Source organism: Mesorhizobium loti (genome assembly GCA_014189435.1).
Classification (GTDB): domain Bacteria; phylum Pseudomonadota; class Alphaproteobacteria; order Rhizobiales; family Rhizobiaceae; genus Mesorhizobium; species Mesorhizobium loti_G.
In genome coordinates, this window is sequence record CP050293.1 from 4,215,300 (window position 1) to 4,240,873 (window position 25,574).

Below are 25,574 nucleotides of genomic sequence, written 5' to 3' on the forward strand. Positions count from 1 at the left end.
CGAGAGGAGCCGCCATGCAAGATATCCGCGTCGTCACCGATTTCCCGCGAAAAGTCCGCGAGATCGAGAATTTGTGGATTCCGATGCCAGACGGCGTCAAGCTGGCGGCGCGTGTCTGGCTGCCGGAAGACGCGGAGGCCGACCCGGTGCCGGCGATCCTCGAATATCTGCCTTACCGCAAGCGCGATGGAACGGTGGAACGCGATGCGCTGACGCATCCCTATTTCGCCGGTCACGGCTATGCCGGCGTGCGTGTCGACATGCGCGGCTCGGGCGACAGCGAAGGGCTGTGCAAGGGTGAGTACCTGAAGCAGGAACAGGATGACTGCCTGGCGGTCATCGAATGGCTGGCCCGGCAATCCTGGTGCTCGGGAAGCGTCGGCATGATCGGCATCAGCTGGGGCGGCTTCAACGGTCTGCAGGTCGCCGCCCGCCGGCCGCCGGCGCTGAAAGCCGTCGTTTCGCTGTGCTCGACCGACGACCGCTACAATGATGACGTGCATTATCTCGGCGGCGCCATGATGTGCGACAATCTGATGTGGGGAACCACCGCCTGGGCAATCGCCATGACACCGCCGGATCCGCTGATCGTCGGCGACCGCTGGCGCGATCTTTGGGAGCAACGGCTTAACGGCAATGGCATCTGGATGCAGGACTGGTTCGAACACCAGCGCCGCGACGATTTCTACAGGCACGGCTCGATCTGCGAGGATTATTCTGACGTCGAAATCCCGGTCTATGCGGTGGGCGGCTGGGCCGACGGCTACCCCAATCCGATCTTCCGGATGCTGGAAAAGCTAAGCGGCCCCCGCAAAGGGCTGATCGGTCCCTGGGGCCACAAATATCCCCACTTCGCGATGCCTGGGCCGCGCATCGGCTTCCTGCAGGAGTGCCTGCGCTGGTGGGATCAGTATCTCAAGGGCATCGACACCGGCATTGCCGACGAGCCGATGCTGCGCGCCTGGATTCAGGACCCCGCACGGCCGGCGGCGATCTATGACGAGCGACCCGGCCGCTGGGTGGCGGAACCGTCATGGCCGGGACCGGGCGTCGGCCAAAAGGTGCTGAACCTTGGCCCCCATGTGCTGAGCGAGGCCGGGGGCGAAGACGCGATCCTGGAGATTTCGTCGCCGCAGACGGCCGGCCTGTCGTCCGGCGCCTGGTGCGGCTATGGTGTGATGCCGACCTTGCCGGTCGATCAGCGCACGGAAGAAGGCAATGCCCTGATCTTCGAGACGGCGCCGTTGACCGAAGCGGTCGAGATCCTTGGCTTCCCCGAATTCGAGGTCAAGCTCTCCTCCGACAAGCCCGTCGCCCTTCTGTCCGCCACGCTGTCGCAAGTGTTCCCGGAAGGTGCTGCCTCGCGCATCAGCTACGGCATCCTCAATCTGAGCCATCGCAACGATGATCTGGACATCGCGCCAATGGTGCCGGGCAAGGCGGAAACCGTGCGCATCAAGCTGCGCTGCTGTGGGCAGCGTTTCGAGGTCGGCGAGCGTATCCGGCTGGCGCTGGCGACATCGCACTGGCCGATCGTCTTTCCAACCGCCGAGCAGGCGACGTTGTCGATCCATTGCGGCGATAGCCGGCTGATCCTGCCGGTGCGCGCGCCGCAGAAGCTGGACGACACGCTAGGGGCTTTCCTGGCTCCGGAAAGCGCCGCGCCGATGGAGCAGGAGGTTCTGGCCAAGGGCGACGGCTTCCAGCGCTCGGTGTCGACGGACCAGATCAGCGGCGAGACCGTCTACCAGGTGGTCAATCACGGCGGCACGGTGCGGCATCCGCATACGGGAATGGTGCTCTCGGCAAGACACGTCGATCGCTTCACCATCCACCCCGACGATCCGAACTCGGCGGTCGGCACCTGCACCTGGGAAAAATCCTATGGCCGTGGCGACTGGCAGGCACGTCTTTCGGTGAAAGCGACGGTAAGGGCGCTGCGAAAAGTCTGGCGGATCGAGACCCACATCACCGCCCATGATGGCGATGAACTGATCGTCGACCGCAGTGAGGTCAAGGAGTATCCGCGCGATCTCAACTGAGGCCGCGATCACGCCATCGATTTCGGCAAGGCGGCCGCCAGTGCATCGACCGCCAGCCGCACCTTCAGCGGCAGATGCGGCGTCTGCAGCCAAAGGGCATGGCAGTCGTAGAGATAGCGTGGCTCATCCGGCAGCAGCGTCACCAGCGCGCCGGCTTCAATACGCTCGCGGACCAGCCAGTAGGGCAACCAGGCAAGGCCCATGCTCTCAACAGCCGCATCGGCGATGGCGTCGAGATCGTCGAGCCGCAGCCGCCCGGTTGGCGTGATCTCTTGTGTGGGTTGCCCTTCGCGCGCAAACAGCCATGGTTGAACGACCTGGCCGAGCCGGCGGTAGACGATGGCCTGATGATCGGCGAGATCCTCGATGAGTCGCGGTTCGCCATGAATTCTGAGATAGGAGGGTGCCGCGCAGACGACCATGCCTTGGCGCGCGACGCGGCGCGCGATCACGCCAGCCTTGTCGTCCAGATCACCTGTGCGGATGGCAAGGTCGTAGCCATCCTCGGCGAGATCGGCGAAGCGGTCGCTGAGCGACAGGTCGAGCTCCAGCATCGGATATTGCCGGGCAAGCTTCAGCAGCACGGGGGTCACGCAGTGGCGGCCGAAATGCGCCGGCATGGTGACGCGCAGTTTGCCACGTGGTTCCGAAAACTGGTCAGCGGCGAGCGCATCGGCGGCTTCGGCCTCGGCCAGCACCACCCGGCAGCGCTCATAGTAGGCGCGTCCGAAGTCGGTCAGGCTCTGCCGGCGCGTGGTCCGGTTGAGCAGCCGCACGCCCAGCCGCTCTTCGAGAAAGCGGACATGCTTGCCGACCATCGGTCCGGACAGATCGAGCGCCACTGCCGCCGCCGCGAACGAACCGAGGTCGACCGCCCTGACGAACACGGCCATGCTCTCGAGCCGATCCATATTCAGAACTCCTGGTTTCTACTGTTCTTCTCCTACAGCCATTTATCCCCGGCAAACCTGGTTGCATAGCTCATTCGGTTCAGATGATTTGGAGTATCCCGAATGACACGCATGGTTCGCTTCCACCAACATGGCGGCCCCGAGGTTCTGCGCATCGAGGATGTTAGGCTTGCCCCACCGGGTCCGGGTGAAGTTCAGATCCGCGTCAAGGCGCTCGGCCTCAATCGCGCCGAGGCGCTGCTGCGTGCTGGCGCCTATATCGAGACGCCGACGCTGCCCTCCGGGCTTGGCCTCGAGGCGGCGGGCGTCATCGAGGCGGTGGGCGAAGGTGTTGAGGATTTCGCGCCAGGCGACAGCGTCAGTGTCATCCCGCCGCAATCGATGATCCGCTGGCCGGCCTATGGCGAGCTTGTCACCTATCCCGCCGGACTTGTCGTCAAGCATCCGCCATCGCTCGACTGGCAAACGGCAGCAGCCGTCTGGATGCAGTATCTCACCGCCTATGGCGCGCTGATCGACATCGCCAGGCTTGGAAGTGGAGACGCCGTCGTCATCACGGCGGCCTCAAGCAGCGTCGGGCTTGCGGCGATCCAGATCGCCAACAGGATCGGCGCGACGACGATTGCGGTGACGCGAACATCGGCCAAGAGGCAGGCCCTGTTCGAAGCCGGCGCGGCTTATGTCGTGGCCTCGGCAGAGGAGGATCTGGCGGCACGGCTGAATGAGATCGCAGGGCCCGAAGGCGTGCGCGTCGTGTTCGATCCGATCGGCGGCCCGATCTTCGAGCCGCTCACGGCTGCTATGTCGCGTGGCGGCATCCTCATCGAATATGGCGGCCTCAGCCGCGAGCCGACGCCGTTCCCTTTGGCTGCTGTCCTGGGCAAGACACTGACGCTGCGTGGCTACCTCGTCCATGAGATCACCGGCGACCCGGTCAAACTGGAGGCCGCCAAGGCGTTCATCCTCGAAGGACTCGGGACAGGGGCTCTGAAGCCGATCATCGACCGGACCTTTGTGTTCGACGAGATCGTCGAGGCGCACCGCTACCTGGAGTCGAACGAGCAATTCGGCAAAATCGTGGTGACGATCTGAGATCGTGGTGACGATCTGAGATCGTGGTGACGGTTTGAGCAGAGATGGCGAACAAATCGTTCTTGCTGAAAAGATCGCCCTTGAAGGCGCGGCTCTGCATTCCTAACTGTTCGGTGCGGGCCGGGCCCCTCTGACTGTCGCTTTTGGCGATTGTGATGTCGGACCGCTTTAACGGGCCCGTTTCCATTCTTTCGGTCAAGCGGGCTCATTCCTTTCGGTTTGGAGCCCCGTATGACGTCTTCTCTCCTTGGTATGACTTGCCCCTCCTGTCGCGTCGCGCTCGTGATGAGCGAACGCCAGGGTATCGAAATCGACTACTGTCCGCAGTGCCGCGGCGTCTGGCTTGATCGAGGCGAACTCGACAAGATCATCGAGCGTTCCGGCAGGGAGGTGTCGCCTCCCCCGCAGCCACAGCCGGCAGCATTCTCCCCGCCGCAACATGGCCAGGGTCGCGATGACGAATATTCCCGTTCGCAGGGCCACCGCTATCCGAAGCGGAAGAAATCATTCTTCGAAGAGTTGTTCGATTGACCGCATGACGCCCGGTACCCGTGCCGGCGTTTGCTGAAAATTCCCGAAAACCACATCGATAAAGGTCATCCCCGATGATGTCTCGCACCAGCCGATTTGCCGCCCTCTTTGCCGGACTGTTCTTGGCATTCTCGATGGTCGCGATGGATCATGCCGAGGCCCGTCGCGGCGGCAGTTTCGGCAGTCGCGGCACGCGTACGTTCCAATCGGCACCGCCGACCAGAACCGCGCCGGCGCCGACCGCTCCGGTCGAGCGTTCGATGACGCCCAACACCGGGGTGAACAATGCGGCGCGGCAGCCGCAGGCCGGCCTGCAGAGGCCTGGTTTCATGAGCGGCTTCGGTGGGACAATGATGCGCGGCCTGCTGCTCGGCGGCCTGATCGGCCTGCTTGTGGGCCAAGGCTTCGGCGGCCTGGCCGGCATGTTCGGTTTCTTGCTTCAGGCCCTGCTCATCGGCGGCGCGATCATGCTGGCTATCAGGTTTTTCCGCTCGCAATCCGCGCGTGGCCCCGCCCCGGCGCTCGCCGGTGCCGGCAATGCCCAGGCGTCGCGATTTGAGAACCGCGCGACGGCACAGCAGCAGACTGCAGGCTCCTTTACAATTCCCGGTTTCGGCGGCGGTTCGGGCGGAGGCTCTCCGGCCACCGGTTCCGACGAGATCACGCTGGCCCAGACCGACCTCGACGCATTCCAGCAGCTGCTGACCGATGTCCAGGAAGCATTCGGGCGCGAGGACCATGCCGCCCTGCGCCGGGCTGTTACCCCCGAGATGGTGTCTTACCTGTCCGAGGAGCTGGCCGACAACGCCCAGAAAGGCCTCAGGAACGAGGTGACTGATATCAGTTTGCTGCAGGCCGACGTCGCGGAAAGCTGGCGCGAGGATGAGCGCGACTACGCCACGGCCGCATTGCGCTACGAGTCTCGTGACGTGACGCGCGAGCGGGCCAGCGGCAAGGTCGTCGCGGGTGACGAGGACCATCCGACAGAGACGACCGAGCTGTGGACATTCGTGCGTGAGAATGGCTCGGACTGGAAGCTCTCGGCAATACAACAGGCTTAAGCCCGGCCGGTTTTGGCCGAAGCTTCGATGCGGAGTTGCGGTCGTTCAGCGCACGATCCTGACGCACATCGGCGTGCCGATCTCGATGGCGCGCCCAGTGTCGGTCAGCATGCCGCTGTCGGCGTCGCGCGCAAAGATAGAGATGCGATCGGCATTCTGGTTGGCCGAGAACAGATGGCCGCCTGACGGCGTCAGCGCCAGGTTGCGCGGCGTCGCACCGCCGCAAGGGACGTAGCCGACGAGGCTCAGCGCACCGGTCTGCTGATCGACCGCCATGATGACGACGCTGTCATGGCCGCGGTTGGAGCCGTAGACAAAACGGCCATCCGGCGAAATCTGGATGTCGGCGCAGTGGTTGCTGTTGCGCGCCTCGGCCGGCACCGCCGGCCTGGTGTCGATGATGGACAGCTTGCCTGATGCCTCGTCCAGCGCCATCGACACGATGGTCGAATCCAGCTCGTTCATGACAAAGACGAAGCGTCCGTTCGGATGCAGTGCGAGATGGCGAGGACCAGCGCCCGGCGGCAAAGCGGATTCGGCTAGCTTGGCCAGATTGCCGTCGCGCTCGATGCGGTATGACACCAGCCGGTCGATGCCGAGATCGGCGACGATGGCTGTCCCACCTCCGATGGTTTCGGTGACGCTATGGGCGTGCGAGCGTTCCTGGCGCGCCGCATTCGGGCCGGTGCCGGAATGCGAAACGCTGGCGAGCGGCGCCGAGAGCGCGCCGTTCTTGTCGAAGCCATAGACCGCCACCGCGCGATCCGGGCCGCCTTCGCCCATGCCGTAGTTGGCGACCAGCAGTTTTGTCCCGTCGCGAGTGATGGTGTTGTGGGCGGTGATGCTGCCAAGCGATGGCTGCTTGTTCAGATAGGTAAGCATACCCGAAGCTCGATCGAAGCCGTAGGCTGAGACAGTGCCCTCGCGCCAGGTGAACACTTCCGAGTTGGCGTAGATCCGCGAGCCGTCTGATGTCACCGACAGAAAGGTCGGATTGTCGACGTCGTTGGTCTCGGCCAGCTTTCGTGTTTCCAGCGTTCTCTCGTCGAAGCTGTAGACGCCGAGACCGACGCCGCGCGCGCCCTGAAAATACGGCGCCTCGCGGTTCAAGCTGCCGACAAAGACCAGACAATCCTTGCGCATGATTTCCTCCCTGACCGCCGGCGCTTGAGTGCTGTGGGACCGGGCAAGATTTCGCCTGTTCACGCTTGCAACACAACCCCATATGTGAAAATACTATTTACAAAAGAAGATTGACGGGAGGAAACGTCGTGCAATCAGGCGCTTTGCTGCGTGTTCAAACGGTTGCCCGGAACCTGCCGCAAGATCGCAGGAGCCAGCCATGAACGACTTCGCACCCACCATAGGCGTCGCCTCGACGCACCCAAAAAACATGCCCGAGGACCACGCTGCGTTGCCGGTGTGGAACGCTGAAAACTGGTTCTACGAGGATTGGCCGGTCGGGCAGAAAATCCGCTCGTTGCGGCGCACTATGGCCGAAGGCGACAGCCATTTGTTCAACACGCTGGTGCTCGACATCCACCCCTATGTGCAGGACCAGATGTTTGCCGAGAGCGAAGGCATTTTCGGCAAGCGGCTGATTGCCGGCGCTTTCGTCTTTTCAGCCGGCCTGGGGCTGGTCGCCACCAACTGCGTGAACGCCTTTTCCTACGGCTACGATAGACTGCGTTTCATAAAGCCTGTCTTCATTGGCGACACGATCTATTCGATCCGCTCCAACCTCGACAAGAAGCCCCGCTACAAGGAAATGGGGCTGATCCGCGCCAGCTATGAGGTGTTCAAGGGCGAAGGCGAACTCGTTCTCTACTGCGAGCACCTGCAGACGGTGAAGTACCGCAACCCCGCCGATTTTGTCGGCAAGACGGAGAAATAGAAATGCCGGCAGCAGCCGAATTGCCGCTCGCCGGTCTTGTCGTCGTCGACATGAGCCAGTTCCTGTCCGGACCCTATTGCTCACTCAGGCTGCTCGATCTCGGCGCGCGCGTCATCAAGATCGAGCGTCCCGATGGCGGCGACCTGTCGCGCCGGCTCTACCTCAGCGACACCGAGATCGGCGGCGATTCCACCATCTTCCACGCCATCAACCGGGCCAAGGAAAGTCTCGCCATCGATCTCAAGAACGAGGCAGATCTCACGGCACTGCGCGGCCTGCTGGCGAAGGCCGACGTGCTGATCCAGAATTTCCGGCCGGGCGTCATCGAGCGGCTCGGCCTGGACTACGAGGCGGTCCGCAAGATCAACCCGAGGCTCGTCTACGCCTCGATCAGCGGCTATGGCGAGGACGGCCCTTGGGTCAAGCGGCCGGGCCAGGACCTGCTGGCGCAATCGCGCTCCGGCGTGATGTGGCTGAACGGCGACGAGGACCAGGGGCCGGTGCCGTTCGGCCTCGCCATCGGCGATATGCTGGCGGGTGCTGCCTGCGCGCAAGGCATTCTGGCCGCACTGGTGCGGCGTGGCATCACCGGCCAGGGAAGCCATATCGAAACCAGCCTGCTGGAGGCGCTGGTCGACTTCCAGTTCGAGGTGCTGACCACGCATCTCAATGACGGTCGCCGCCTGCCCAAACGCTCCAACTTCCGCAGCGCGCATGCCTATCTGTCGGCGCCTTACGGTGTGTATCCAGCCAAGGACGGCTATCTCGCCATCGCCATGACGCCGATCCCCAAACTGGCCGACCTGCTGTCGCTCGGCGAACTGGCGCCCTATCGCGACAAACCGGCGTCCTGGTTCACCGCGCGCGACGACATCAAGGCGATCATCGCGCAGAGGATCGCCACCAAAAGCATCGACGAGTGGCTTGCCATTCTCGAGCCTGCCGACATCTGGTGCGCCAAGGTGCTGACCTGGCCGGAGATGCTGGCAAGCGAAGGCTTCCAGTCGCTCGACATGCTGCAGACAGTGACGCGCGAGGACGACGTCTCGATCCTCACCACCAGTTCGCCGCTCCGGGTCGATGGCATCAGAGCCAAGGTCGATCGGGCAGCACCGCGCATCGGCGAGCACAGTGCTGCGATCCGCGAGGAGTTCGGCCTGTGAGCCTGCCCACGCTCAAGGGCATGACCTGGAGCCATCCGCGCGGCTACGATCCGATGGTCGCCTGCTCGGCGCTGTGGCAGCAAAAGACCGGTATTGCCATCGAATGGGACAAGCGCTCGCTGCAAGATTTCGAATCCTTCCCGGTCGAGGAACTGGCCCGCGCCTATGATCTGATCGTCATCGACCATCCGCATGTCGGCCAGATCACGGCGGAGCGCTGCCTCGAGCCGCTGGATATCGTCGGCCGCGAGGCAGAGCTTGCCGCACTTGCCTCGGGCAGCGTCGGCCAGTCCTATCCGAGCTACAACTGGCAGGGACGGCAATGGGCCTTCCCGATCGATGCGGCAACACAGGTCCAGGCCTGGCGGCCGGACGCGCTCGAAGCACCGCCGGCGCGGTGGAGCGAAGTGCTGGACCTCGCCCGCCAGGGCCGCGTGCTGTTGCCACTGCGGCCGCCGCATGTGCTGATGGTGTTCTACACACTTGCCGGCAACCTCGGACATTCCTGTGCAACTGATCCGTCCCAGGACCTCATTGATATCGAGGCCGGCGGCGACGTTTTCGAGACGATGCGTGAGATTGCAGCGCTGGTCGAACCGGCGTGTTTCGAGATGGATCCGATCGCCGTCTCGGAGCGCATGGCAGAGGCTGATTCCCGGATCGTCTGCGCGCCGCTCATCTATGGCTATGTCTCCTATGCGATGGCCGGGTTTCGCTCGAACCGCCTGGCCTTTGCCGACATTCCGGTGGTCGGTTCCGGCGGCCCGGTCGGTTCGGCGCTCGGCGGTACCGGCATAGCCGTCTCGGCCTTTTCCAAAGCCAGAGATGCCGCAACCGATTTCGCCTACTGGGTTGCCAGCGGCGATGTCCAGCGCGGCGCCTATGCCGCTGCCGGCGGTCAGCCCGGCCATGCCGCGGCCTGGGAGGACCAGACCGTCAATGACGCGACCGGCAATTTCTATCGCGATACTCGCGCGACGCTGGAAGGCGCATGGGTGCGGCCGCGCCATGACGGCTACATGGCGTTCCAACAGGCGGCGTCCGACCGCATCCTTTCCGGCATGACCTCCCGGCACAAAGCCGCCGCGGTCGTTGCCGATCTCAATCGCCTGTTTCGGGAACGTTTTCCGGCGCCCGGCGCTGCCGGTAAGGCGTGAATGTACCCGGCTTAATCGAGCCGCCAGAGCTTGCGGGCATTGCCGGACAAAAGCCTGTCGCGCTCCGCAGTGCTGCAACCTGAAAGCAGCGCATGGGTCGCCGCCACCCAGGTCGACAGGCCGCCGCCAAGCGTGCAGACCGGCCAGTCGCTGCCCCAGACGACGCGGTCCCAGCCGAACGCTGCGATTGTGTGCTCAACGTAAGGCCGCAGTGTCCCGACCGTCCAGCTGCCCGCATCGGCATAGGCGACGACACCGGAAATCTTGGCCACGACATTCGGGCGCCGCGCGATCTCGCTCATATGCTCGCGCCACGGATGCTCGACGCCGCCCTTGATGTCGGGGACGCCGCAATGGTCAAGGACGAACGTCACATCGGGCGCCAGGTCGGCCAGCGCGATCGCCCTGGGAATCTGGTGCGGCAGCACGACGAGATCGAAGGTCAGGCCGGTGCCGCCAAGCCGCTTGATGTTATCGCGAAACAGCGCGCCTTCCGAGAGCTCGTCGGGCATCACATGCAGCACGCGGCGGAAGCCTTTGACGAAAGGGTTTGCTCGCTGGCGCTCAAGATAGGCGGGAAAATCCGCCTCTTCCGGCCGGCAGGACGCGATCACCCCGGTCAGCATGCTGCCGGATTGTCGCGACAGAACTTCGACCCGAGCGGTCTCGGCCTCGATGTCGGCCGGATCGACATCGACCTCCATATGCAGCACGCGCTCGACGCCGACACGCCGCGCCTCCACGGCGTAGTCCTCATAGGAGAAATCGCGGTTGAGCGCCGGCACGCCGGCGAGCCACGGGTAACGGAGGGTCGAGCGGTCGATGAGATGCAGATGGGTGTCGATGATCATGGCTGGCTTCCTCCTCGGGCTTTTTCAAATCATCTCACGGAGGAATTCTTCATTCAAATAAGAATTTACGCCGATGAGCCGACTGCAGAGCCGGCGAGGTGCGACAGCTTCTCAGCCGTGACCAGCAGCAGCTCGATCGTCCTTGTGATGTCGGGCGCCGAAGGCGCGTTGACGACGGTGATGTAGGGAATCGACAGCGCAGCAATCGCCTTGCCATCGGAACTGCGCACCGGGGCCGACAGGTTGAAGACGCCGGCGGTCTGCATCGAGGCCATCATCTCGTAGCCGCGGTCGCGGATCTGGTCGAGCCGGGTGAAGAACTCAGCCGATTGCGCCGTCTTGTCGGTGCTGCGGACGTGTTCCGATATCATCATCTGCCGCTCTTCCGGTGAGCGGAAGGCAAGCAACACATGGCCCGAACCGGTGTCGAACAGGCTGATGTGCGAGCCGACCCGGATCGAGATGCCCCAATAGTTCGGTGCCTCTTGCTGACCGATGACGACGGCGGAACCACGATCAAAAACAACGAGTTGGTTGGCCTGCTGTGATGTCTCGGCAAGTTCGCGCATCAGCGGCGTGGCGTAAGAAACCAGCCGCCGCACCGGCGCATGCAACTGCGCCAGGCCGAACAGCTTGAGCGTTAGCGAATAACGGTCGCCGTCGAGCCTGGTGACGTAGCCGCGCCGCACCAGCCGGTCGAGCATGCGGTAGAATTCGTTGGGGCTGCGGTCGAGTTTCTTGGCGATTTCGGCCTGCGTCAGACCACCGTCAACGCCCGCTAGCAGTTCGAGGATATCGAGCCCCTTGTCGAGCGCCGGCGCGCGATAGCGCTCGTCTTCGCTGTCGTCCATGGCTCATCCCTCCAGTGAATTTCACCCTTCATATACGCAGGAACACGCCTGGCGGAAACAAATTTCGCCTTGACGTATCCGTGAATGTTTTGTTTGTATATGAATGTAGCACTTCTTGTCATCAGACGAGTTGCGGTCGCCGTCGAGGCGGCACCAAGGGAGGATACCAATGAACAGACTGCTTTCCGGCGTGTCCGCCGGCGTATTGATGCTTGCGTCAGGCGCAGGCGCTGCTCTTGCCGGCGACCTGCCCGGCAAGTTCGAAGGCGTGACCGTCGACGTGAAGCTGATCGGCGGCCAGCAATATGAAAAACTCTACGAGCGCATTCCCGAATGGGAGAAGGCAACCGGGGCCAAGGTCAACATCCTGACCAAGAAGAACGGCTTCGACATCGACAAGGAGCTCAAGTCCGACATCGCCTCGGGCAGCACCAACTGGTGCGTCGGCTGGAACCATTCGTCCTTCGCGCCGCAATATACGGGCCTCTACACCGACCTCAGCAAATTGCTGCCCAAGGCAGAGATTGACGCCTTCGTGCCGTCCACGATCAAGTCTGCAACCATCGACGGCAAGCTGGAGATGCTGCCGCGCGCGCAGTTCGACGTTTCGGCGCTCTACTACCAGAAGAGCCTGTACGAGAACGCCGACAACAAGACCAAGTTCAAGGCGAAATACGGCTATGATTTGGTGCCGCCGGACACCTGGAAGGAAGTCACCGACCAGGCCGAGTTCTTCGCCAACCCGCCCAATTTCTACGGCACGCAGTTCGCCGGCAAGGAAGAGGCCATCAACGGCCGCTTCTACGAAATGGTCGTCGCAGAGGGCGGCGAGTATCTCGACAAGGACGGCAAGCCGGTCTTCAACTCCGAGGCCGGCATCCGGGCGCTCGACTGGTTCGTCAACCTCTACAAGGCCAAGGCCGTGCCGGCCGGAACCACCAACTATCTCTGGGACGATCTCGGCCAGGGCTTTGCGTCCGGCACCGTCGCCATCAACCTGGACTGGCCGGGCTGGGCTGGTTTCTTCAACGACCCGAAGTCGTCGAAGGTCGCCGGCAATGTCGGCGTGAAGGTCGCGCCGAAGGGCTCGTCCGGCAAGCGCACCGGCTGGTCCGGTTTCCATGGCTTCTCGGTGACCGAGAACTGCCCCAACAAGGAGGCCGCGGCTTCCCTGGTGTGGTGGCTGACCAACGAAGACAGCCAGAAGCTCGAGGCCGCCGCTGGCCCGCTGCCGACCCGCACCGCTGTGTGGGACTGGGACCTGAAGCAAGCCGAAAACGATCCTTACAAGAAGGAGGTTCTTACCGCCTTCCAGGAAGAAGCCAAGCACGCCTTTGCCGTGCCGCAGACGCCTGAATGGATCGAGATCTCGAACGCCGTCTATCCCGAACTGCAGGCGGCGATCCTCGGCGACAAGACCTCGAAGCAGGCACTGGACGAAGCGGCTGCCAAGGCGACGCAAATCCTCCAGGACGCCGGCAAGCTCTAGCAACGGCTCCCAAGGCCGCCTCCCCCATCATGAATGGGGGAGGCGATCGCGTCTTTGCCGGGCAAGAGCGCTGGCCGATCCAATTTGACTCTTCCGTCGCCCGGCCCTCGCCTCGACAGGCTCCGACAACCTAATGCAACGCCTCACAGGATTCTGATGAAGGGCTTCAAGCCATCCGCGCCATTCCTGCTGCTGCTTCCGGCCATGATTGTCCTGGCGGCGGTTGTCGTCGTGCCGTTGCTGTTGTCCCTTTACTCCAGCTTCACGCCGTTCCGCCTGACCAAGCCCGAGACATTCTACGTCTTCATCGGCATCCGGAACTATCTTTCGATCCTGTCCAACACTGATTTCTGGTGGGCGTTCGGCCGTACGGTGCTGCTGCTCACCATAGCGCTCAATCTCGAAATGCTGCTTGGCCTCGGCCTTGCCATGCTGGTCGAGAAGGCAACGCGCGGCCAGCGAATCCTGCGCACGCTGATGATGTTCCCGATGATGTTCTCGCCGATCCTGGTCGGCTTCCAGTTCAAGTTCATGTTCAACGACAATATCGGCCTGGTGAACAATGCCATGCAGTCGCTCGGCATCACGCAGGACGCCATACCGTGGCTGATCGAAGGCCATCTCGCCTTCATCGCCATTTCGATCGCCGAGATCTGGTCGTCGACGGCGATCTTCGCCATCCTGATCCTCGCCGGCCTGCTCGCCATGCCCAAGGAACCGATCGAGGCGGCGCGGGTCGACGGCTGCACACCGTGGCAGACGTTCCGCTATGTGACGTGGCCGTTCGTCATGCCCTTCGCCTACATCGCCATGACCATCCGCTCGCTCGACGTGGCGCGCGCCTATGACATCGTCAAGATCATGACCGATGGCGGCCCGGCGGGCCGCACAGAGCTGTTGTGGACGCTGGTGGCGCGCACCGCCTACAGCGACGGCCGCATGGGCATGGCCAACGCCATGGCCTATTTCTCGATCCTGCTGTCGATCGCCTTCACCGTCTATTTCTTCAACAAGCTCGCCGCGGCGCGCACGCAGATCGGTGCGGAGTGGTGAGAATGGACGAGAATTCTTCCGCCCGCCTGAAGCGCCGGCTCACGGGCGTCGTCTATCGCATCGGCCTGTTCCTGGCGATGCTGACGATCTGCCTGCCGGGCCTCTGGATCGTCATCTCGTCGCTGCGGCCGACCGTCGAGATCATGGCCAAGCCGCCGGTGTGGATCCCGCAGGAGATTTCGTTCGACGCCTATGTCGCCATGTTCTCAGGCATCGGCAAGGGCGGCATCCCTGTCATCGAATATTTCCGCAACTCGCTGATCATCTCGGTGACCTCGACTGTGATTGCGGTGGCCATCGGCATGGCCGGCGGCTATGCCTTCGCGCGCTACCGCTTCCGCGGCAAATCGAGCGTCTTCCTCGGCCTGATGCTGACGCGCACGGTGCCGGGCATTGCGCTCTCGCTGCCGCTGTTCTTCCTCTATGTGCGGCTCGGTATCATCGACACGCATTTCGGGCTGATCCTTGCCTATGTCGCGCTCAACGTGCCGTTCACGATCTGGCTGATCGACGGCTTCTTCCGTCAGGTGCCCAAGGATCTCGCGGAGGCGGCGCAGATCGACGGCTGCACGCGCTGGCAGGCGTTCTGGCAGGTCGAGTTCCCGCTTGCCGGGCCGGGCATCGCGTCGGCGGCGATCTTTGCCTTCCTGACCTGCTGGAACGAGTTCGCGCTGGCCTCGCAACTGACCCGTTCGGTGAGCGCCAAGACGCTGCCGGTCGGACTGCTCGACTACACGGCCGAGTTCACCATCGACTGGCGCGGCATGTGCGCGCTTGCCGTGGTGATGATCATTCCGGCGCTCACCCTCACCTACATCGTCCAGAAACACCTTGTCGGCGGCCTGACCTCCGGCGCGGTGAAAGGCTGATACCATGGCAACCGTTACCCTCACCAAGCTGACCAAGCGATACGGCAACATCGGGATCGTGCACGGCATCGATCTCGACATCGCCGACCGCGAATTCATCGCGCTGGTCGGCCCGTCCGGCTGCGGCAAATCGACGACGCTGCGCATGATCGCCGGGCTGGAAGAGATCAGCGCCGGCTCGATCGAGATCGGCGGGCGCGTCGTCAACGACCTGCCGCCACGCTCACGCAACATCTCGATGGTGTTCCAGTCCTACGCGCTCTACCCACACATGACGGTGCGCGAGAATCTCGGCTTTTCCCTGAAGATCGCAGGTGCCGCTAAGGAAGACATGGAGCGCCGCGTCGCCGAGGCCTCGGCCATCCTCGGCCTCGACACGCTGCTCGACCGCCGCCCGTCGCAACTGTCGGGCGGCCAGCGCCAGCGCGTTGCCATGGGCCGCGCCATCGTGCGCGACCCCGATGTGTTCCTGTTCGACGAACCGCTTTCCAACCTCGACGCCAAGCTCAGAACGCAGATGCGCACCGAGATCAAGAAACTGCACGCCAAGGTGCAGTCGACGGTGATCTACGTCACCCATGACCAGGTCGAGGCGATGACGCTGGCCGACCGCATCGTCATCATGCGCGACGGCCATATCGAACAGGTCGGCACGCCTGACGAGGTGTTCCGGCGGCCGGTGACGCGCTTCGTCGCCGGCTTCATCGGCTCGCCGCCGATGAATTTGCACGAGGCGACGATCGACGATGGCCAGATGGTTTTCGCCAGCGGCGAGAAGTTACCCTTGCCCGGCCAGTTCAAGGCCAATGTCGCGACCGGCGACAAGATCGTGTTCGGGCTGCGGCCGGACGACATCTATCCGACCGGCCATGGCATCAGCTCCGGGGGTGCTGCCGACGTACACCAGATCGAACTGCCGATCACGGTGACCGAACCGCTCGGCAACGAGACGCTGGTGTTCGTCGAATTCAACGGCACCGACTGGGTGTCGCGCATGCTGAACCCGAGGCCATTGAGGCCGGGCGAGCGGGTCGCCATGAGCCTCGACATGTCGCAGGCGCATCTGTTTGCCACCGAGACCGGAAAGACGTTGCGGAGCTGATCGACATGGCCAGAATCGAGAAAGTCGAGCTGCGGATGGTGGACCTCGTGCCCAAGGTCAAGCGCACCGACGCCATCCAGAGCTTCGTCAGCCAGGAAACGCCGATCGTCACCATCACCGATTCCGACGGCGCGGTCGGCACCGGCTACAGCTACACGATCGGCACCGGCGGTTCGTCGGTGATGCGGCTGCTCTCGGACCATCTGGTGCCGCGCCTGATCGGCCGCGACCCCGATAGGATCGAGGCGATCTGGCACGATCTCGAATTCGCCACCCATGCCACGACGATCGGCGCCATCACCGCCATCGCCATCGCCGCGATCGATACCGCACTGTGGGACCTGCGGGCGAAGAAGCAGAACCTGCCTTTGTGGAAGCTGGCGGGCGGCGCCAAGGACCGCTGCCCGCTCTACACGACCGAGGGCGGCTGGCTGCACATCGAGACGCAGGCGCTGGTCGACGATGCGCTGGCCGCCAAGGCCAAGGGTTTTCGCGGTTCGAAGGTGAAGATCGGCAGGCCGCACGGTTCGGAGGATCTTGCCCGCCTGTCGGCGGTGCGCAAGGCGGTCGGCGACGGCTACGAAATCATGACCGACGCCAATCAGGGGTTTTCAGTCGACGAGGCGATCCGGCGCGCGGCGAGGCTGCGCGAACTCGACCTCGCCTGGATCGAGGAGCCGCTGCCGGCCGACGATATCGACGGGCATGTGCGCCTGTCGAACTCGACGCCGACGCCGATCGCGATCGGCGAGTCGCTCTATTCCATCCGTCACTTCCGCGAATACATGCAGAAGGGCGCTTGCTCGATCGTGCAGGTCGATGTCGGCCGCATCGGCGGCATCACGCCCTGGCTCAAGATCGCGCATGCGGCGGAAGCCTTCGACATTCCGGTCTGTCCGCATTTCCTGATGGAGCTGCATGTCAGCCTGACTTGCGCTGTTCAGAACGGCCGATATGTCGAGTACATTCCGCAGCTCGACCAGTTGACCGGCAAGCGCATGCGCATCGAAGATGGCCAGGCGCTGGCGCCCGACGAACCGGGCATCGGCATCGACTGGGACTGGGACGCGGTCAAGGCCATGAGCATCGCCGAATTCACCACGGTGATCACGAAACAGGGGAACTGATATGCAGCGGATGGGTATGGTTCTGGGGCTGAAGCCGGAAAAAGTCGAGGAGTATGTCCGCCTCCATGCCACCGTCTGGCCCGACGTGCTGACCATGATCTCGGCCTGCAACATCAAGAACTACTCGATCTACCTGAAGCGGCCGGAGAACCTGCTGTTCAGCACTTTCGAATACCACGGCACCGACTACCAAGCCGACATGGCCAAGATGGCGGCCGACCCGAAGACGCAGGAATGGTGGGCCGTCTGCATGCCTTGCCAGGAGCCGCTGGCGACGCGCAAGGAGGGCGAATGGTGGGCCGAGATGGATGAAGTCTTCCATCATGACTGAAGGCGGTTTCGACCCTGCCTTGCTCGTCCAGTCCTGGCCCAAGCCCGCGAAACCCAGGCCGATCGTCACCTTCGGCGCGGGATCGATCGTCGGCGACGCGCATTTCCCCGCCTATAGGAAGGCGGGCTTTCCGGTCGCCGGCCTTTACGATCCGGATCATGCCCGGGCTGAAAAACTGGCCGGCCAATGGGGTGTGACAGCTTTTCGCTCGGCCGAGGAGGCTGCTGCCGTCGAGGGGGCGATCTTCGACCTTGCCACGCCGCCGTCGCGTCATGCCGATGTGCTGAAATCCCTGCCCGACGGCGCGGTCGCGCTGATCCAGAAGCCGATGGGCAGCAACCTTGCCGAGGCGACCGCGATCCTCGAGATCTGCCGTGCCAAAAAGCTCCACGCGGCGGTGAACTTCCAGTTGCGCTTCGCGCCGATGATGCTGGCGCTCAAAGACGCCATCGGCAAGGGCTGGCTCGGCGAGATCGTCGACTTCGACGCCTGGCTGGCGCTGGCGACGCCGTGGGAGCTTTGGGAGTTCCTGCTCAAGGCGCCGCGCGTCGAGATCGCCATGCATTCGATCCACTATCTCGACCTGATCAGGCAATTGCTTGGCGACCCCAGAGGTGTCCACGCCAAGACGCTCGGCCACCCCAATCACAAGGTGGCGCAGACGCGCACCAGCGCCATCCTCGACTATGGCGACACCCTGCGTTGCGCCCTGTCGATCAACCACGACCACAAATTCGGCCGCCGGCACCAGGCCTGCGAGTTCCGCATCTGCGGCACAGAGGGTGCCGCCTACCTCAAGCTGGGTCTCAATCTCGACTATCCCACAGGCGAACCGGATATTCTGGAAATCTTTCCGAAGGGCGGGACGGATTGGATTGCTGTACCGCTTGCCGGCGAGTGGTTTCCCGACGCCTTTGTCGGCCGCATGGCCAATGTCCAGCGCTTTGCCGCTGGCGAAGATGCTACGCTGATAAGCCCCGCCGAGGATGCGTGGGGCACGATGGCGCTGGTCGAGGCGGCGTATCAGTCAAGTGCGGCACCGGCGACGCCGATCGCGGAAAGACCCTGATGGAACAGATCCAGTATTTCGAGGACTATGAGATCGGCGCGTCGCGCCTGACCAGCGGCCGCACCATCACCGAGACCGACTTCATCGTCCATGCCGGGCACACCGGCGATTTCTTTCCGCACCACATGGACGCCGAATATATGAAGACGACGCCGTTCGGCCAGCGCATCGCGCACGGCACGCTGGTGTTCTCGGTCGGCATCGGGCTGACGGCAAGCATCGTCAATCCCGTCGCCTTTTCCTATGGTTATGACCGGTTGCGCTTCATCAAGCCGGTGTTCATCGGCGACACGATCCGCACCCGCACCACCATCGCGGCCAGGGAGGACGATCCCAAGCGGCCGGGTTCGGGACGGGTGATCGAGCGCTGCGAGGTGATCAACCAGCGCGGCGAAGTGGTGCTCGCGGCAGACCACATCTACATCGTCGAGCGCAGGCCGGTACAAGGCTGAGACAGGGGCCGTTTCCTATGCGCCGGTAGCTCGCTTGGTGATGCGTTCCAGCCCAAGCAGCAGGGCCAGCGTCGCCACGACCAGGATCATGGTGAGTGCCGCACCGGCAAAGATGTCGCCGCGATCGGTGAGGCTGAAGATCGAGACCGGCAGTGTCACCCAACCCGGCGGGTAGACCATGACGGTGGCGCCAAGCTCACCCATGGACAGCGCGAAGCTGAGGCCGAAGGCGGCGACGAGATAGGGGGCGAGCAACGGCAGCGTGACATGCCAGAGCCGGTAAGCCGGCCGCGCGCCGAGGCTTGACGCCACCTGTTCGAAGTCGGGTGACAGCCGTGCCAGCCCGGCCGAGACATTGCCAAAGGTGAAAGCCGAGATCAGCACGAAATGCGCGATCATGACGATCGCGATCGTACCGTTGAGCAGCAGCGGTGGATGGCTGAACGCAACCAGCAAGCCAAGGCCGACGGACACCGAAGGCACCGCACTTGGGATGAAGAACAAGAGGCCGAGCAAGCGCCGCAAGGCATGACCCTGGAGGCGCAGCGACAGTGCCGCCCAGGTGCCGCTGACCAGCGCCAGTGCGCTGGCCAGGAAACCGGTGATCAGGCTCGCCTTCACCGCGTTCCACGCCGAACCTCGAACGACGTCGGTATAATGCTCTGTCGTCAGGCCGTTGGGCAGCACGCCGTTCCACTGGTCGGCAAGACTGGACAAGAGGATGACCGCGAGCGGCGCCAGGAACAGCACGCCAAACAGCAGCGCGAAAAGCACCCACAGGACAAGACGACCGGAGCGCGACCAGACCAGCATGGCTAGGCTCCCAACCGGCCGGCGGCGAAGCGGTAGAGGCCGAACAGGCCGAGCGACAGCGCGATGTTGATCATGGCGATGATGCAGGCGACCTGATAGGCCGATTCCTGGATCGCCTTGCCATAGATCAGCAGCGGCAGGGTGATGACGCCCTTGGCGCCGATGAACAGCACGATGCCGAATTCGTTGACGGTCAAAAGCAGGCAGAGGCTGCCGCCGGCGATGAGTGCCGGGATTGCCGCCGGCAGGATGACCTGGCGGACGATGCGAAACGGCCGCGCGCCGAGCACGCTTGCCGCTTCGATCTGACCACGGTCGACCAATGAGAAGGCCGCAAGCAGCGGCCGCAGGATGAAGGGTGTGTAGACAGTGACCTCGGCCAGGATCACGCCCCACGCCGAATAGAGGAAATCGACGGGCGGCAGCGGCAGCGAAAAGGTCTCCATCAGCCCGGCATTGAGCATGCCGGCGGAGCCGTAGAGGAAGGTGAAGGCAAGCGTCACCAGGAATGTCGGCAGCGCGATGAAGGTATCGATCAGCCGGGCGATGAAGCCGCTGCCGGGGAACGGCACGAAGGCCAGGATCAGCGCCAGCACGAGACCGACAATCAGGCATCCGGCTGTCGCCGCGACCGAGATCGACACGGTGTTGATCAGCGCGTTGAGGAAGAAGCGCGAATGCAGCACCCGGATCACTTCGGCGAAATTGGCGACGCCGCTGTCGTCGAGGAAGGCTTGGCGGGCAATCAGCGCCAGCGGGTAGAAGAACAGCAGCGCCAGCAGCGCCGCCGGCGGTACGATCCACAATTTTCCCGACGAGAACTTCATCGTCGGCGCACGGATGGCGACGGCCTCAGACACCGGAATCTTCCGAAAGGAGCGAGGTGTCGGCGGGCGCGAAAAACAGCGGCACCTTGGTGCCGGGTTCGGGCAAGGCGATCGGCAGCCTGGTCGCCGAGACACGCACAGGCGTGCCGTCGACATCAAGTACGAGGTGGGTCAGTTCGCCCTGCCAGTGCACTTCCCGGAGCGTGCCGACGATGCGGTTGGTATGGTCGATGTCGGCGGTCAGGCTCAGATGCTGCGGCCTGATGCAGAGCAGGCTCTTGTCGCCGGCCTTCTCGTCGCGGCCCGCGCCGGTGAGCAGCGCGTCGCCATGCCTTGCCGTGGCAAATCCCTTCGAGCCTACGGCCTCGGCAATCGTTACCGGCAAAGGTTGGCGCGACCGAGGAACTCGGCCGTAAAACGGTTTGGCGGGCGGCGGTAGAGTTCGGTCGTCGGTCCATGCGAGCAGACCCTGCCGTCGCGCATGATGGCGATCTTGTCGGCCAGCGTCAGCGCCTCGGTCTGGTCATGGGTGACATAGAGGATCGTCAGGCCCGGCAGGCTGTGGTGCAGCCGGGCAATCTCCTCGACCATGTTGCGGCGGATCTGCGCGTCGAGCGCCGAAAGCGGCTCGTCGAGCAGGAGCACGCGCGGCCGCACCGCCAGAGCGCGTGCAATCGCGACGCGCTGCTGCTGGCCGCCCGAAAGCTCGCGCGGATAACGCCTGGCGTAGGCCGACATGCCGACCGTGCCGAGCGCATCCTTGATCCGTTCGCCGATCAGCGCCTTGTCGGCGCCTTGCGCTCTGAGGCCGAAGGCGACGTTGTCCTCGACCCGCATATGCGGAAACAGTGCGTAGTTCTGCACCACCATGCCGAGGCCGCGTTCATAAGGCGGCAGGTCGGTCACATCGGTGGCGCCGATGCGGATGCGACCACTTGCAGGCCGCACGAAGCCGGCCACGGCGCGCAGGGCGGTGGTCTTGCCGGAGCCGGACGGGCCGATCATCGCCAGGATTTCGCCCGGCGCGATATCCAGGGTCAGCGGATGCAGGACGACATGTGCGCCATAGGCGACGCTGACCTTGTCGAAATGGACGTTGGAGCCGGCGCCGCGAACCTTCGCGGCGTCGATGTCCATGACACTGGTACCAGTAAAGGCTGCGGCCGACATGGCGTGGTCCTCCAGGTTTCCCTTGCGGATCAACTTCCGGTCGCTTCGTTCCAGCGCTTGACGTAGTCGGGGAGCTTGCTCAGTGCGTCGTCCCAGTTCGGCGACCATATCTTCACGCCCTTCATCGCATCCTGCGCCTTGGCGAAGTTGGCGTCGGATGGCGTCACGTCCTTGCGCGCCGGCATGCCGAGCGCAACGGAGCTGATGCTCGACTGCGCTTCCTTGGAGAGCAGGAAGTCGATCAGCTTCTTGCCATTGTCGGCGTTGGGCGCACCGGTGACCAGGCCGATTTCATAGGGCAGCGCGAAGGTGGAGCGCACGCCGTCTGGCCCAGCCGGCCAGAACACCTTGATGTTGGGATTGTCGGCCATCTGCGACAGGTTCATCTGCAGATCGCCATTGGCGACATGCAGTTCGCCCTTGTTGACCAGAGCGGTCAGCTTGCCGGTCGAGGCGGACGGGCCGACATTGTTGTCCTGCAGCTTTTTCATGAAGTCGAAGCCGGCATCCTCGCCGCCAAAGGCGTGGATCACCTGCAGCATGACGGCGGTGCCGTCACCGGCCTGGCCGGGGGTCGAGTACTGGATCTTGCCCTTGAACTTCGGGTCGAGCAGATCGTTGTAAGCCTTCGGCGCCTCCGACAGGACGGCGCTGTTGTAGATGAAATTCATGTAGTTGTTGACCAGCGGCCGGTACTTGTCGGTGCCGCCATCGATCTGGTCCGCCGCTTCCGGCTTGTAATCCTGCAGCAGCCCGTCAGCGGCGGCGCGCTGCACGAAGGGCGGCAAGGTCACCAGGACGTCGGCCTGCGGGTTCGACTTCTCCTTGGCGACGCGCTCGACGACACCGCCCGAGCCTGCCTCGATGTACTGCACGGTGATGCCGGTAGCCTTGGTGAAGGCGGCGAATTCGGTCTCGAACCAGCTGCCATTGCCGTCATGCAGGCCGTCGGCGGAATAGATGGTGACGACGCCGTCGGCAAGCGCCGGTCCAATAAGAGCCGAGGACGCCAACAGCGACGCGGCGAAGGCCATAGCTACGGTTGCATTGCGCGATTTCATGATCAGTTCCCCTGTGATTGTTGGCACATTCTGCGATGCACTGCGGCGATCTCGACTGTGGGCCGGAGGCTCATGCGGCGCCGTTCGATCTCGTCGTTGTGGCAACTCTGGGGATTGGCGATCGATAAGTAAAATCTATTTATTTTATGAGAGGCAAAGTTCTTCTGATAGTTGTCATGGAATTGTCGCAACGCTGTCGTGGCTGCGATTCCAGCCTCGCGGAAGGCCGGAAATTGGCGGCAGGGATGGCTATGGTCAGCCGAATGAAACGCCGGATATTTGCGCCCGCAGCCGCGGATCGGACGAACGAACGGTAACCGGCCGGCCGTCGAGGATTTCGAAGCAGCGCGCGAGCGTCGTCTTCGAGCCGACGCATCGCCTCGCGCGTGAAGAAGGTGAGATGCGGAAACAGGATGACATTGTCACGACCGAAAAGGGGGCTCATCGGATGGCCCGATTTGGCCAGTGGCTCCACCGAATAGACGTCGAGCCCGGCACCGCCAATGCGCCCGGCAACGAGCGCTTCGACAAGGGCGGCCTCGTCAATGAGGGCGCCGCGCGAAACATTGACGATGATGGCGGACGGCTTCAGGCAAGCGAGTTCGGCTTCACCAATCAGGCCGCGCGTCCTGTCGTTCAGCACGCAGTGGAGGGAAACGAAATCGCAGGCTCGCAGCATGGCCTGGAGATCGTCGACCTTGTCGATGCCGGCGGCCTGCATGGTTGCCGCGTCGACACCTGGGTCGAAGCCGACAACATGCGCGTGAAACCCCTGCCCGGCCATGCGCGCCATGCTGCGGCCGATCTTGCCGCAGCCGACAAGCCCAAGCGTGGCGCCGGACATGTCGCGTCCCAGCCAGCGCTGCTCGGGCCAGATCCAGCCATCTCGCGACACCGCCGCCGTGATCGCCGGTAGCCGCCTGGCCAGCGCGATCATCAGCGCAAAGGCCCCTTCGGCGACGGTCTCCTCGGCATAGTCAGGCACGTTAACGACGGGAATGCCGCGCCGCATCGCGGCAAGCAAGTCGATGGCATCGATGCCGACGCCATATTTGACGATGCCCTTCAATTTGGGAGCCGCGTCGATCACTCTGGCAGTAATCGGCGTGTAGCACATGAGCAGCAGATCGGCGTCGGCAACGGCCTCCATGAGATCAGCTTCGGCGATGCCATCCGGCAACGCCACCAGTTCGACGCCCCTCGCCCGCAAGCCGGCGTCGATGCCTGGACATTCAAGTTCGCGGTCGGTGCGTACGGCCTTCATGGTGAGGCCGCCAGCACAGCGGCCTCGACGCTATCGAGCGCGCGGTCGAGATCGGTTTTCGAGATGACCAGCGGCGGTGACAGCGTCAGCACATTGCCCTGGCTGATCTTGAAGCTCAGCCCTTGCTCCAGGCAAGCGTAGAAGACGCGCTCGGCGAGATCGCGTGCCGGCTGACGGGTGGCACGGTCCTCGACGAGTTCGACGCCGACCATCAGCCCTCGGCCCCTGACGTCGCCAACATGAGGCGAGCGCGCCATCAGGTCGTGCATGCGTCCGAGCATATGCTGGCCGAGTTCGGCCGCGCGCTCGACCAGCCCTTCTTCCAGGATGATATCGATCGTCGTCAGCGCCGCGCGCGTCGTCACCGGGTTTTTTTCATGGGTGTAGTGACCGATGGCGAAGCCGCCGGTGACATCGAGGTCGCGGCGCGCGATGACGGCGGCGATCGGCAGGATGCCGCCGCCCAGCGACTTACCGAGGACGACGATGTCGGGCCTCACGCCATCATGCTCGTGCGCGAAGAATTTTCCGGTCTTGCCGAGGCCGGTCGGGATCTCGTCGAAGATCAGCAGCGTGCCGTGCCGGTCGCAGGCCTCGCGCACCCGCTTCCAGAAACCGGGCGGCGGCGGATTGGGCGTCGCCCGCATCGGTTCTGCGACGACCGCCGCCACGTCCTGCTCGCGGCCAAGGACGTAGGCAATCATGTTGGCGCAGGCGAGGCCCGATGCTTCCAGGGAATCGTGACCATAGGGGCAGCGATAGCCATCCCAAGGCGCGACGTGCTCGGTGCCGGTCATCATCGGGCCTGATATGTGCGAGCGGAAGGTCGCCTCGCCGCCGACGCTGGCGGCGCCGAAGCCGGCGCCATGGAACGCATCCCAGAACGAGACCGTCTTGAAGCGGCCGGTGGCGGCGCGGGCGATCTTCAGCGCGACCTCGATGGCGTCCGAGCCACCGGTGGTGAACAGCACTTTGCCGAGATCGCCTGGTGCCAGGGTGGCCAGCTTCTCCGCCAGCTCGACGGCGGGCTCGCAGGTGAAGCGGCGCGGCGCGAAGCAGAGCTCGTCGAGTTGCTTCTTGATCGCGGCCACCAGCCTCGGGTGGCCGTAGCCGAGGTGATGCACGCTGTTGCCGTGGAAATCCATGAAGCGGCGGCCGGCGGTATCCTCGATCCAGATGCCTTGCGCCTTCGCGATCGTCGAAAGACAAGGGCTGGACAGGCTCTGGTGCATGAAGGCGGCGGCGTCGCGATCGAGCAGGCCGCGGATCCGGGGATCGTCCTGCCCGGCATCCCAACGGCCGCGTGCCGCGGTCGTGTTGGAATCGCCCTCGGTATGCACAAGTTCAGATATCGCGGCCATCACCGTCTCCGAAACGAGAAGGAGGGAGCGATG

23 protein-coding genes and 2 pseudogenes are annotated in these 25,574 nt (G+C 63.7%); 15 read left to right on the forward strand and 10 right to left on the reverse strand.

What is annotated here, in order from left to right:
- Positions 1-23 precede the first annotated feature (23 nt).
- Positions 24-2,042 (forward strand): CocE/NonD family hydrolase, encoded by a 2,019-nt coding sequence (locus HB777_20640; GenBank protein ID QND68844.1) that lies wholly within the window; start codon positions 24-26, stop codon positions 2,040-2,042.
- An 8-nt stretch (positions 2,043-2,050) separates the two neighbouring features.
- Here HB777_20640 and HB777_20645 read toward each other — a convergent pair whose 3' ends face one another.
- Positions 2,051-2,953, reverse strand: coding sequence for a LysR family transcriptional regulator (locus HB777_20645; GenBank protein ID QND66080.1), 903 nt, complete (start codon positions 2,951-2,953; stop codon positions 2,051-2,053).
- 102 nt (positions 2,954-3,055) lie between these two features.
- Between HB777_20645 and HB777_20650 the strand changes: the two genes are divergently transcribed.
- The 3 genes from HB777_20650 to HB777_20660 all read left to right on the forward strand — a co-directional run bounded on the left by HB777_20650 (position 3,056) and on the right by HB777_20660 (position 5,637).
- Positions 3,056-4,045 (forward strand): zinc-dependent alcohol dehydrogenase family protein, encoded by a 990-nt coding sequence (locus HB777_20650; protein QND66081.1) that lies wholly within the window; start codon positions 3,056-3,058, stop codon positions 4,043-4,045.
- Positions 4,046-4,276: 231 nt separating this feature from the next.
- Positions 4,277-4,576, forward strand: coding sequence for a hypothetical protein (locus tag HB777_20655; protein QND66082.1), 300 nt, complete (start codon positions 4,277-4,279; stop codon positions 4,574-4,576).
- Between the two features lie 74 nt (positions 4,577-4,650).
- On the forward strand, positions 4,651-5,637 hold the full coding sequence (locus HB777_20660) for a Tim44 domain-containing protein (protein ID QND66083.1): 987 nt from the start codon (positions 4,651-4,653) through the stop codon (positions 5,635-5,637).
- Positions 5,638-5,682: 45 nt separating this feature from the next.
- Here the strand turns inward: HB777_20660 and HB777_20665 are convergent, their stop codons facing one another.
- Positions 5,683-6,780, reverse strand: coding sequence for a lactonase family protein (locus HB777_20665; protein QND66084.1), 1,098 nt, complete (start codon positions 6,778-6,780; stop codon positions 5,683-5,685).
- Between the two features lie 199 nt (positions 6,781-6,979).
- Here HB777_20665 and HB777_20670 point away from each other — a divergent pair, with 199 nt between their 5' ends.
- From HB777_20670 to HB777_20680, 3 genes are read left to right on the forward strand one after another with little or no spacing between them, the layout of a single operon-like run.
- Positions 6,980-7,531 carry a MaoC family dehydratase gene (locus HB777_20670; GenBank protein QND66085.1) on the forward strand — a complete coding sequence of 184 codons (552 nt, stop codon included), beginning with the start codon at positions 6,980-6,982 and terminating at the stop codon, positions 7,529-7,531.
- Between the two features lie 2 nt (positions 7,532-7,533).
- A complete protein-coding gene (locus tag HB777_20675) occupies positions 7,534-8,694 on the forward strand; it encodes a CoA transferase (protein QND66086.1) in 1,161 nt (386 codons plus the stop codon).
- Positions 8,691-9,851, forward strand: coding sequence for an extracellular solute-binding protein (locus HB777_20680; protein QND66087.1), 1,161 nt, complete (start codon positions 8,691-8,693; stop codon positions 9,849-9,851). Before HB777_20675 ends, HB777_20680 begins: the two co-directional genes overlap by 4 nt.
- Positions 9,852-9,862: 11 nt before the next feature.
- Here HB777_20680 and HB777_20685 read toward each other — a convergent pair whose 3' ends face one another.
- Entirely contained in the window at positions 9,863-10,702 is an 840-nt protein-coding gene (locus HB777_20685; GenBank protein QND66088.1) for an amidohydrolase family protein, read from the reverse strand.
- A 65-nt stretch (positions 10,703-10,767) separates the two neighbouring features.
- Positions 10,768-11,553 carry an IclR family transcriptional regulator gene (locus HB777_20690; GenBank protein ID QND66089.1) on the reverse strand — a complete coding sequence of 262 codons (786 nt, stop codon included), beginning with the start codon at positions 11,551-11,553 and terminating at the stop codon, positions 10,768-10,770.
- A 169-nt stretch (positions 11,554-11,722) separates the two neighbouring features.
- On the opposite strand from HB777_20690, the gene HB777_20695 reads away from it, so the two are divergent.
- The 8 genes from HB777_20695 to HB777_20730 all read left to right on the forward strand — a co-directional run bounded on the left by HB777_20695 (position 11,723) and on the right by HB777_20730 (position 19,045).
- On the forward strand, positions 11,723-13,042 hold the full coding sequence (locus tag HB777_20695) for a sugar ABC transporter substrate-binding protein (GenBank protein ID QND66090.1): 1,320 nt from the start codon (positions 11,723-11,725) through the stop codon (positions 13,040-13,042).
- Positions 13,043-13,198: 156 nt separating this feature from the next.
- The gene (locus HB777_20700) at positions 13,199-14,095 is read left to right on the forward strand and encodes a sugar ABC transporter permease (GenBank protein QND66091.1); all 897 of its coding nucleotides are present in this window, start codon (positions 13,199-13,201) and stop codon (positions 14,093-14,095) included.
- 2 nt (positions 14,096-14,097) lie between these two features.
- The gene (locus HB777_20705; GenBank protein QND66092.1) at positions 14,098-14,964 is read left to right on the forward strand and encodes a carbohydrate ABC transporter permease; all 867 of its coding nucleotides are present in this window, start codon (positions 14,098-14,100) and stop codon (positions 14,962-14,964) included.
- Between the two features lie 4 nt (positions 14,965-14,968).
- The gene (gene ugpC, locus HB777_20710) at positions 14,969-16,066 is read left to right on the forward strand and encodes a sn-glycerol-3-phosphate ABC transporter ATP-binding protein UgpC (protein ID QND66093.1); all 1,098 of its coding nucleotides are present in this window, start codon (positions 14,969-14,971) and stop codon (positions 16,064-16,066) included.
- A 5-nt stretch (positions 16,067-16,071) separates the two neighbouring features.
- Positions 16,072-17,193 carry a mandelate racemase/muconate lactonizing enzyme family protein gene (locus HB777_20715; protein QND66094.1) on the forward strand — a complete coding sequence of 374 codons (1,122 nt, stop codon included), beginning with the start codon at positions 16,072-16,074 and terminating at the stop codon, positions 17,191-17,193.
- A gap of 1 nt (position 17,194) precedes the next feature.
- Positions 17,195-17,524, forward strand: a complete 330-nt coding sequence (locus HB777_20720) for an L-rhamnose mutarotase (protein ID QND66095.1) — start codon at positions 17,195-17,197, stop codon at positions 17,522-17,524.
- A complete protein-coding gene (locus HB777_20725) occupies positions 17,517-18,593 on the forward strand; it encodes a Gfo/Idh/MocA family oxidoreductase (GenBank protein ID QND66096.1) in 1,077 nt (358 codons plus the stop codon). Before HB777_20720 ends, HB777_20725 begins: the two co-directional genes overlap by 8 nt.
- Positions 18,590-19,045 carry a dehydratase gene (locus HB777_20730; protein QND68845.1) on the forward strand — a complete coding sequence of 152 codons (456 nt, stop codon included), beginning with the start codon at positions 18,590-18,592 and terminating at the stop codon, positions 19,043-19,045. Before HB777_20725 ends, HB777_20730 begins: the two co-directional genes overlap by 4 nt.
- A 15-nt stretch (positions 19,046-19,060) precedes the next feature.
- Here HB777_20730 and HB777_20735 read toward each other — a convergent pair whose 3' ends face one another.
- From HB777_20735 to HB777_20760, 6 genes and pseudogenes are all read right to left on the reverse strand, one after another.
- Positions 19,061-19,858: an ABC transporter permease subunit gene (locus HB777_20735; GenBank protein QND66097.1), complete on the reverse strand. Its 798-nt coding sequence runs from the start codon at positions 19,856-19,858 to the stop codon at positions 19,061-19,063.
- Positions 19,859-19,860: 2 nt separating this feature from the next.
- On the reverse strand, positions 19,861-20,685 hold the full coding sequence (locus HB777_20740; protein ID QND68846.1) for a 2-aminoethylphosphonate ABC transporter permease subunit: 825 nt from the start codon (positions 20,683-20,685) through the stop codon (positions 19,861-19,863).
- A gap of 25 nt (positions 20,686-20,710) precedes the next feature.
- Positions 20,711-21,855: pseudogene (locus HB777_20745) on the reverse strand (ATP-binding cassette domain-containing protein).
- Between the two features lie 29 nt (positions 21,856-21,884).
- The gene (locus tag HB777_20750) at positions 21,885-22,916 is read right to left on the reverse strand and encodes a 2-aminoethylphosphonate ABC transporter substrate-binding protein (GenBank protein ID QND66098.1); all 1,032 of its coding nucleotides are present in this window, start codon (positions 22,914-22,916) and stop codon (positions 21,885-21,887) included.
- Positions 22,917-23,171: 255 nt separating this feature from the next.
- Positions 23,172-24,180, reverse strand: a pseudogene (locus HB777_20755) (C-terminal binding protein).
- Complete coding sequence (locus tag HB777_20760) at positions 24,177-25,541, reverse strand: aspartate aminotransferase family protein (GenBank protein ID QND66099.1); 1,365 nt, start codon at positions 25,539-25,541, stop codon at positions 24,177-24,179. The pseudogene HB777_20755 and the gene HB777_20760 overlap by 4 nt, the downstream one beginning before the upstream one ends.
- Positions 25,542-25,574 lie beyond the last annotated feature (33 nt).

What these genes read in the sequence shown, in the direction of transcription:
- HB777_20660 (QND66083.1), top strand. Translation starts at nt 4,651, where the DNA reads ATGATGTCTCGCACCAGCCGATTTGCCGCCCTCTTTGCCGGACTGTTC.
- HB777_20665 (QND66084.1), bottom strand. Translation starts at nt 6,780, where the DNA reads ATGCGCAAGGATTGTCTGGTCTTTGTCGGCAGCTTGAACCGCGAGGCG.
- HB777_20760 (QND66099.1), bottom strand. Translation starts at nt 25,541, where the DNA reads ATGGCCGCGATATCTGAACTTGTGCATACCGAGGGCGATTCCAACACG.
- HB777_20645 (QND66080.1), bottom strand. Translation starts at nt 2,953, where the DNA reads ATGGATCGGCTCGAGAGCATGGCCGTGTTCGTCAGGGCGGTCGACCTC.
- HB777_20715 (QND66094.1), top strand. Translation starts at nt 16,072, where the DNA reads ATGGCCAGAATCGAGAAAGTCGAGCTGCGGATGGTGGACCTCGTGCCC.
- HB777_20700 (QND66091.1), top strand. Translation starts at nt 13,199, where the DNA reads ATGAAGGGCTTCAAGCCATCCGCGCCATTCCTGCTGCTGCTTCCGGCC.
- HB777_20705 (QND66092.1), top strand. Translation starts at nt 14,098, where the DNA reads ATGGACGAGAATTCTTCCGCCCGCCTGAAGCGCCGGCTCACGGGCGTC.
- HB777_20685 (QND66088.1), bottom strand. Translation starts at nt 10,702, where the DNA reads ATGATCATCGACACCCATCTGCATCTCATCGACCGCTCGACCCTCCGT.
- ugpC (QND66093.1), top strand. Translation starts at nt 14,969, where the DNA reads ATGGCAACCGTTACCCTCACCAAGCTGACCAAGCGATACGGCAACATC.
- HB777_20690 (QND66089.1), bottom strand. Translation starts at nt 11,553, where the DNA reads ATGGACGACAGCGAAGACGAGCGCTATCGCGCGCCGGCGCTCGACAAG.
- HB777_20675 (QND66086.1), top strand. Translation starts at nt 7,534, where the DNA reads ATGCCGGCAGCAGCCGAATTGCCGCTCGCCGGTCTTGTCGTCGTCGAC.
- HB777_20695 (QND66090.1), top strand. Translation starts at nt 11,723, where the DNA reads ATGAACAGACTGCTTTCCGGCGTGTCCGCCGGCGTATTGATGCTTGCG.
- HB777_20720 (QND66095.1), top strand. Translation starts at nt 17,195, where the DNA reads ATGCAGCGGATGGGTATGGTTCTGGGGCTGAAGCCGGAAAAAGTCGAG.
- HB777_20650 (QND66081.1), top strand. Translation starts at nt 3,056, where the DNA reads ATGACACGCATGGTTCGCTTCCACCAACATGGCGGCCCCGAGGTTCTG.
- HB777_20655 (QND66082.1), top strand. Translation starts at nt 4,277, where the DNA reads ATGACGTCTTCTCTCCTTGGTATGACTTGCCCCTCCTGTCGCGTCGCG.
- HB777_20750 (QND66098.1), bottom strand. Translation starts at nt 22,916, where the DNA reads ATGAAATCGCGCAATGCAACCGTAGCTATGGCCTTCGCCGCGTCGCTG.
- HB777_20725 (QND66096.1), top strand. Translation starts at nt 17,517, where the DNA reads ATGACTGAAGGCGGTTTCGACCCTGCCTTGCTCGTCCAGTCCTGGCCC.
- HB777_20735 (QND66097.1), bottom strand. Translation starts at nt 19,858, where the DNA reads ATGCTGGTCTGGTCGCGCTCCGGTCGTCTTGTCCTGTGGGTGCTTTTC.
- HB777_20670 (QND66085.1), top strand. Translation starts at nt 6,980, where the DNA reads ATGAACGACTTCGCACCCACCATAGGCGTCGCCTCGACGCACCCAAAA.
- HB777_20740 (QND68846.1), bottom strand. Translation starts at nt 20,685, where the DNA reads ATGAAGTTCTCGTCGGGAAAATTGTGGATCGTACCGCCGGCGGCGCTG.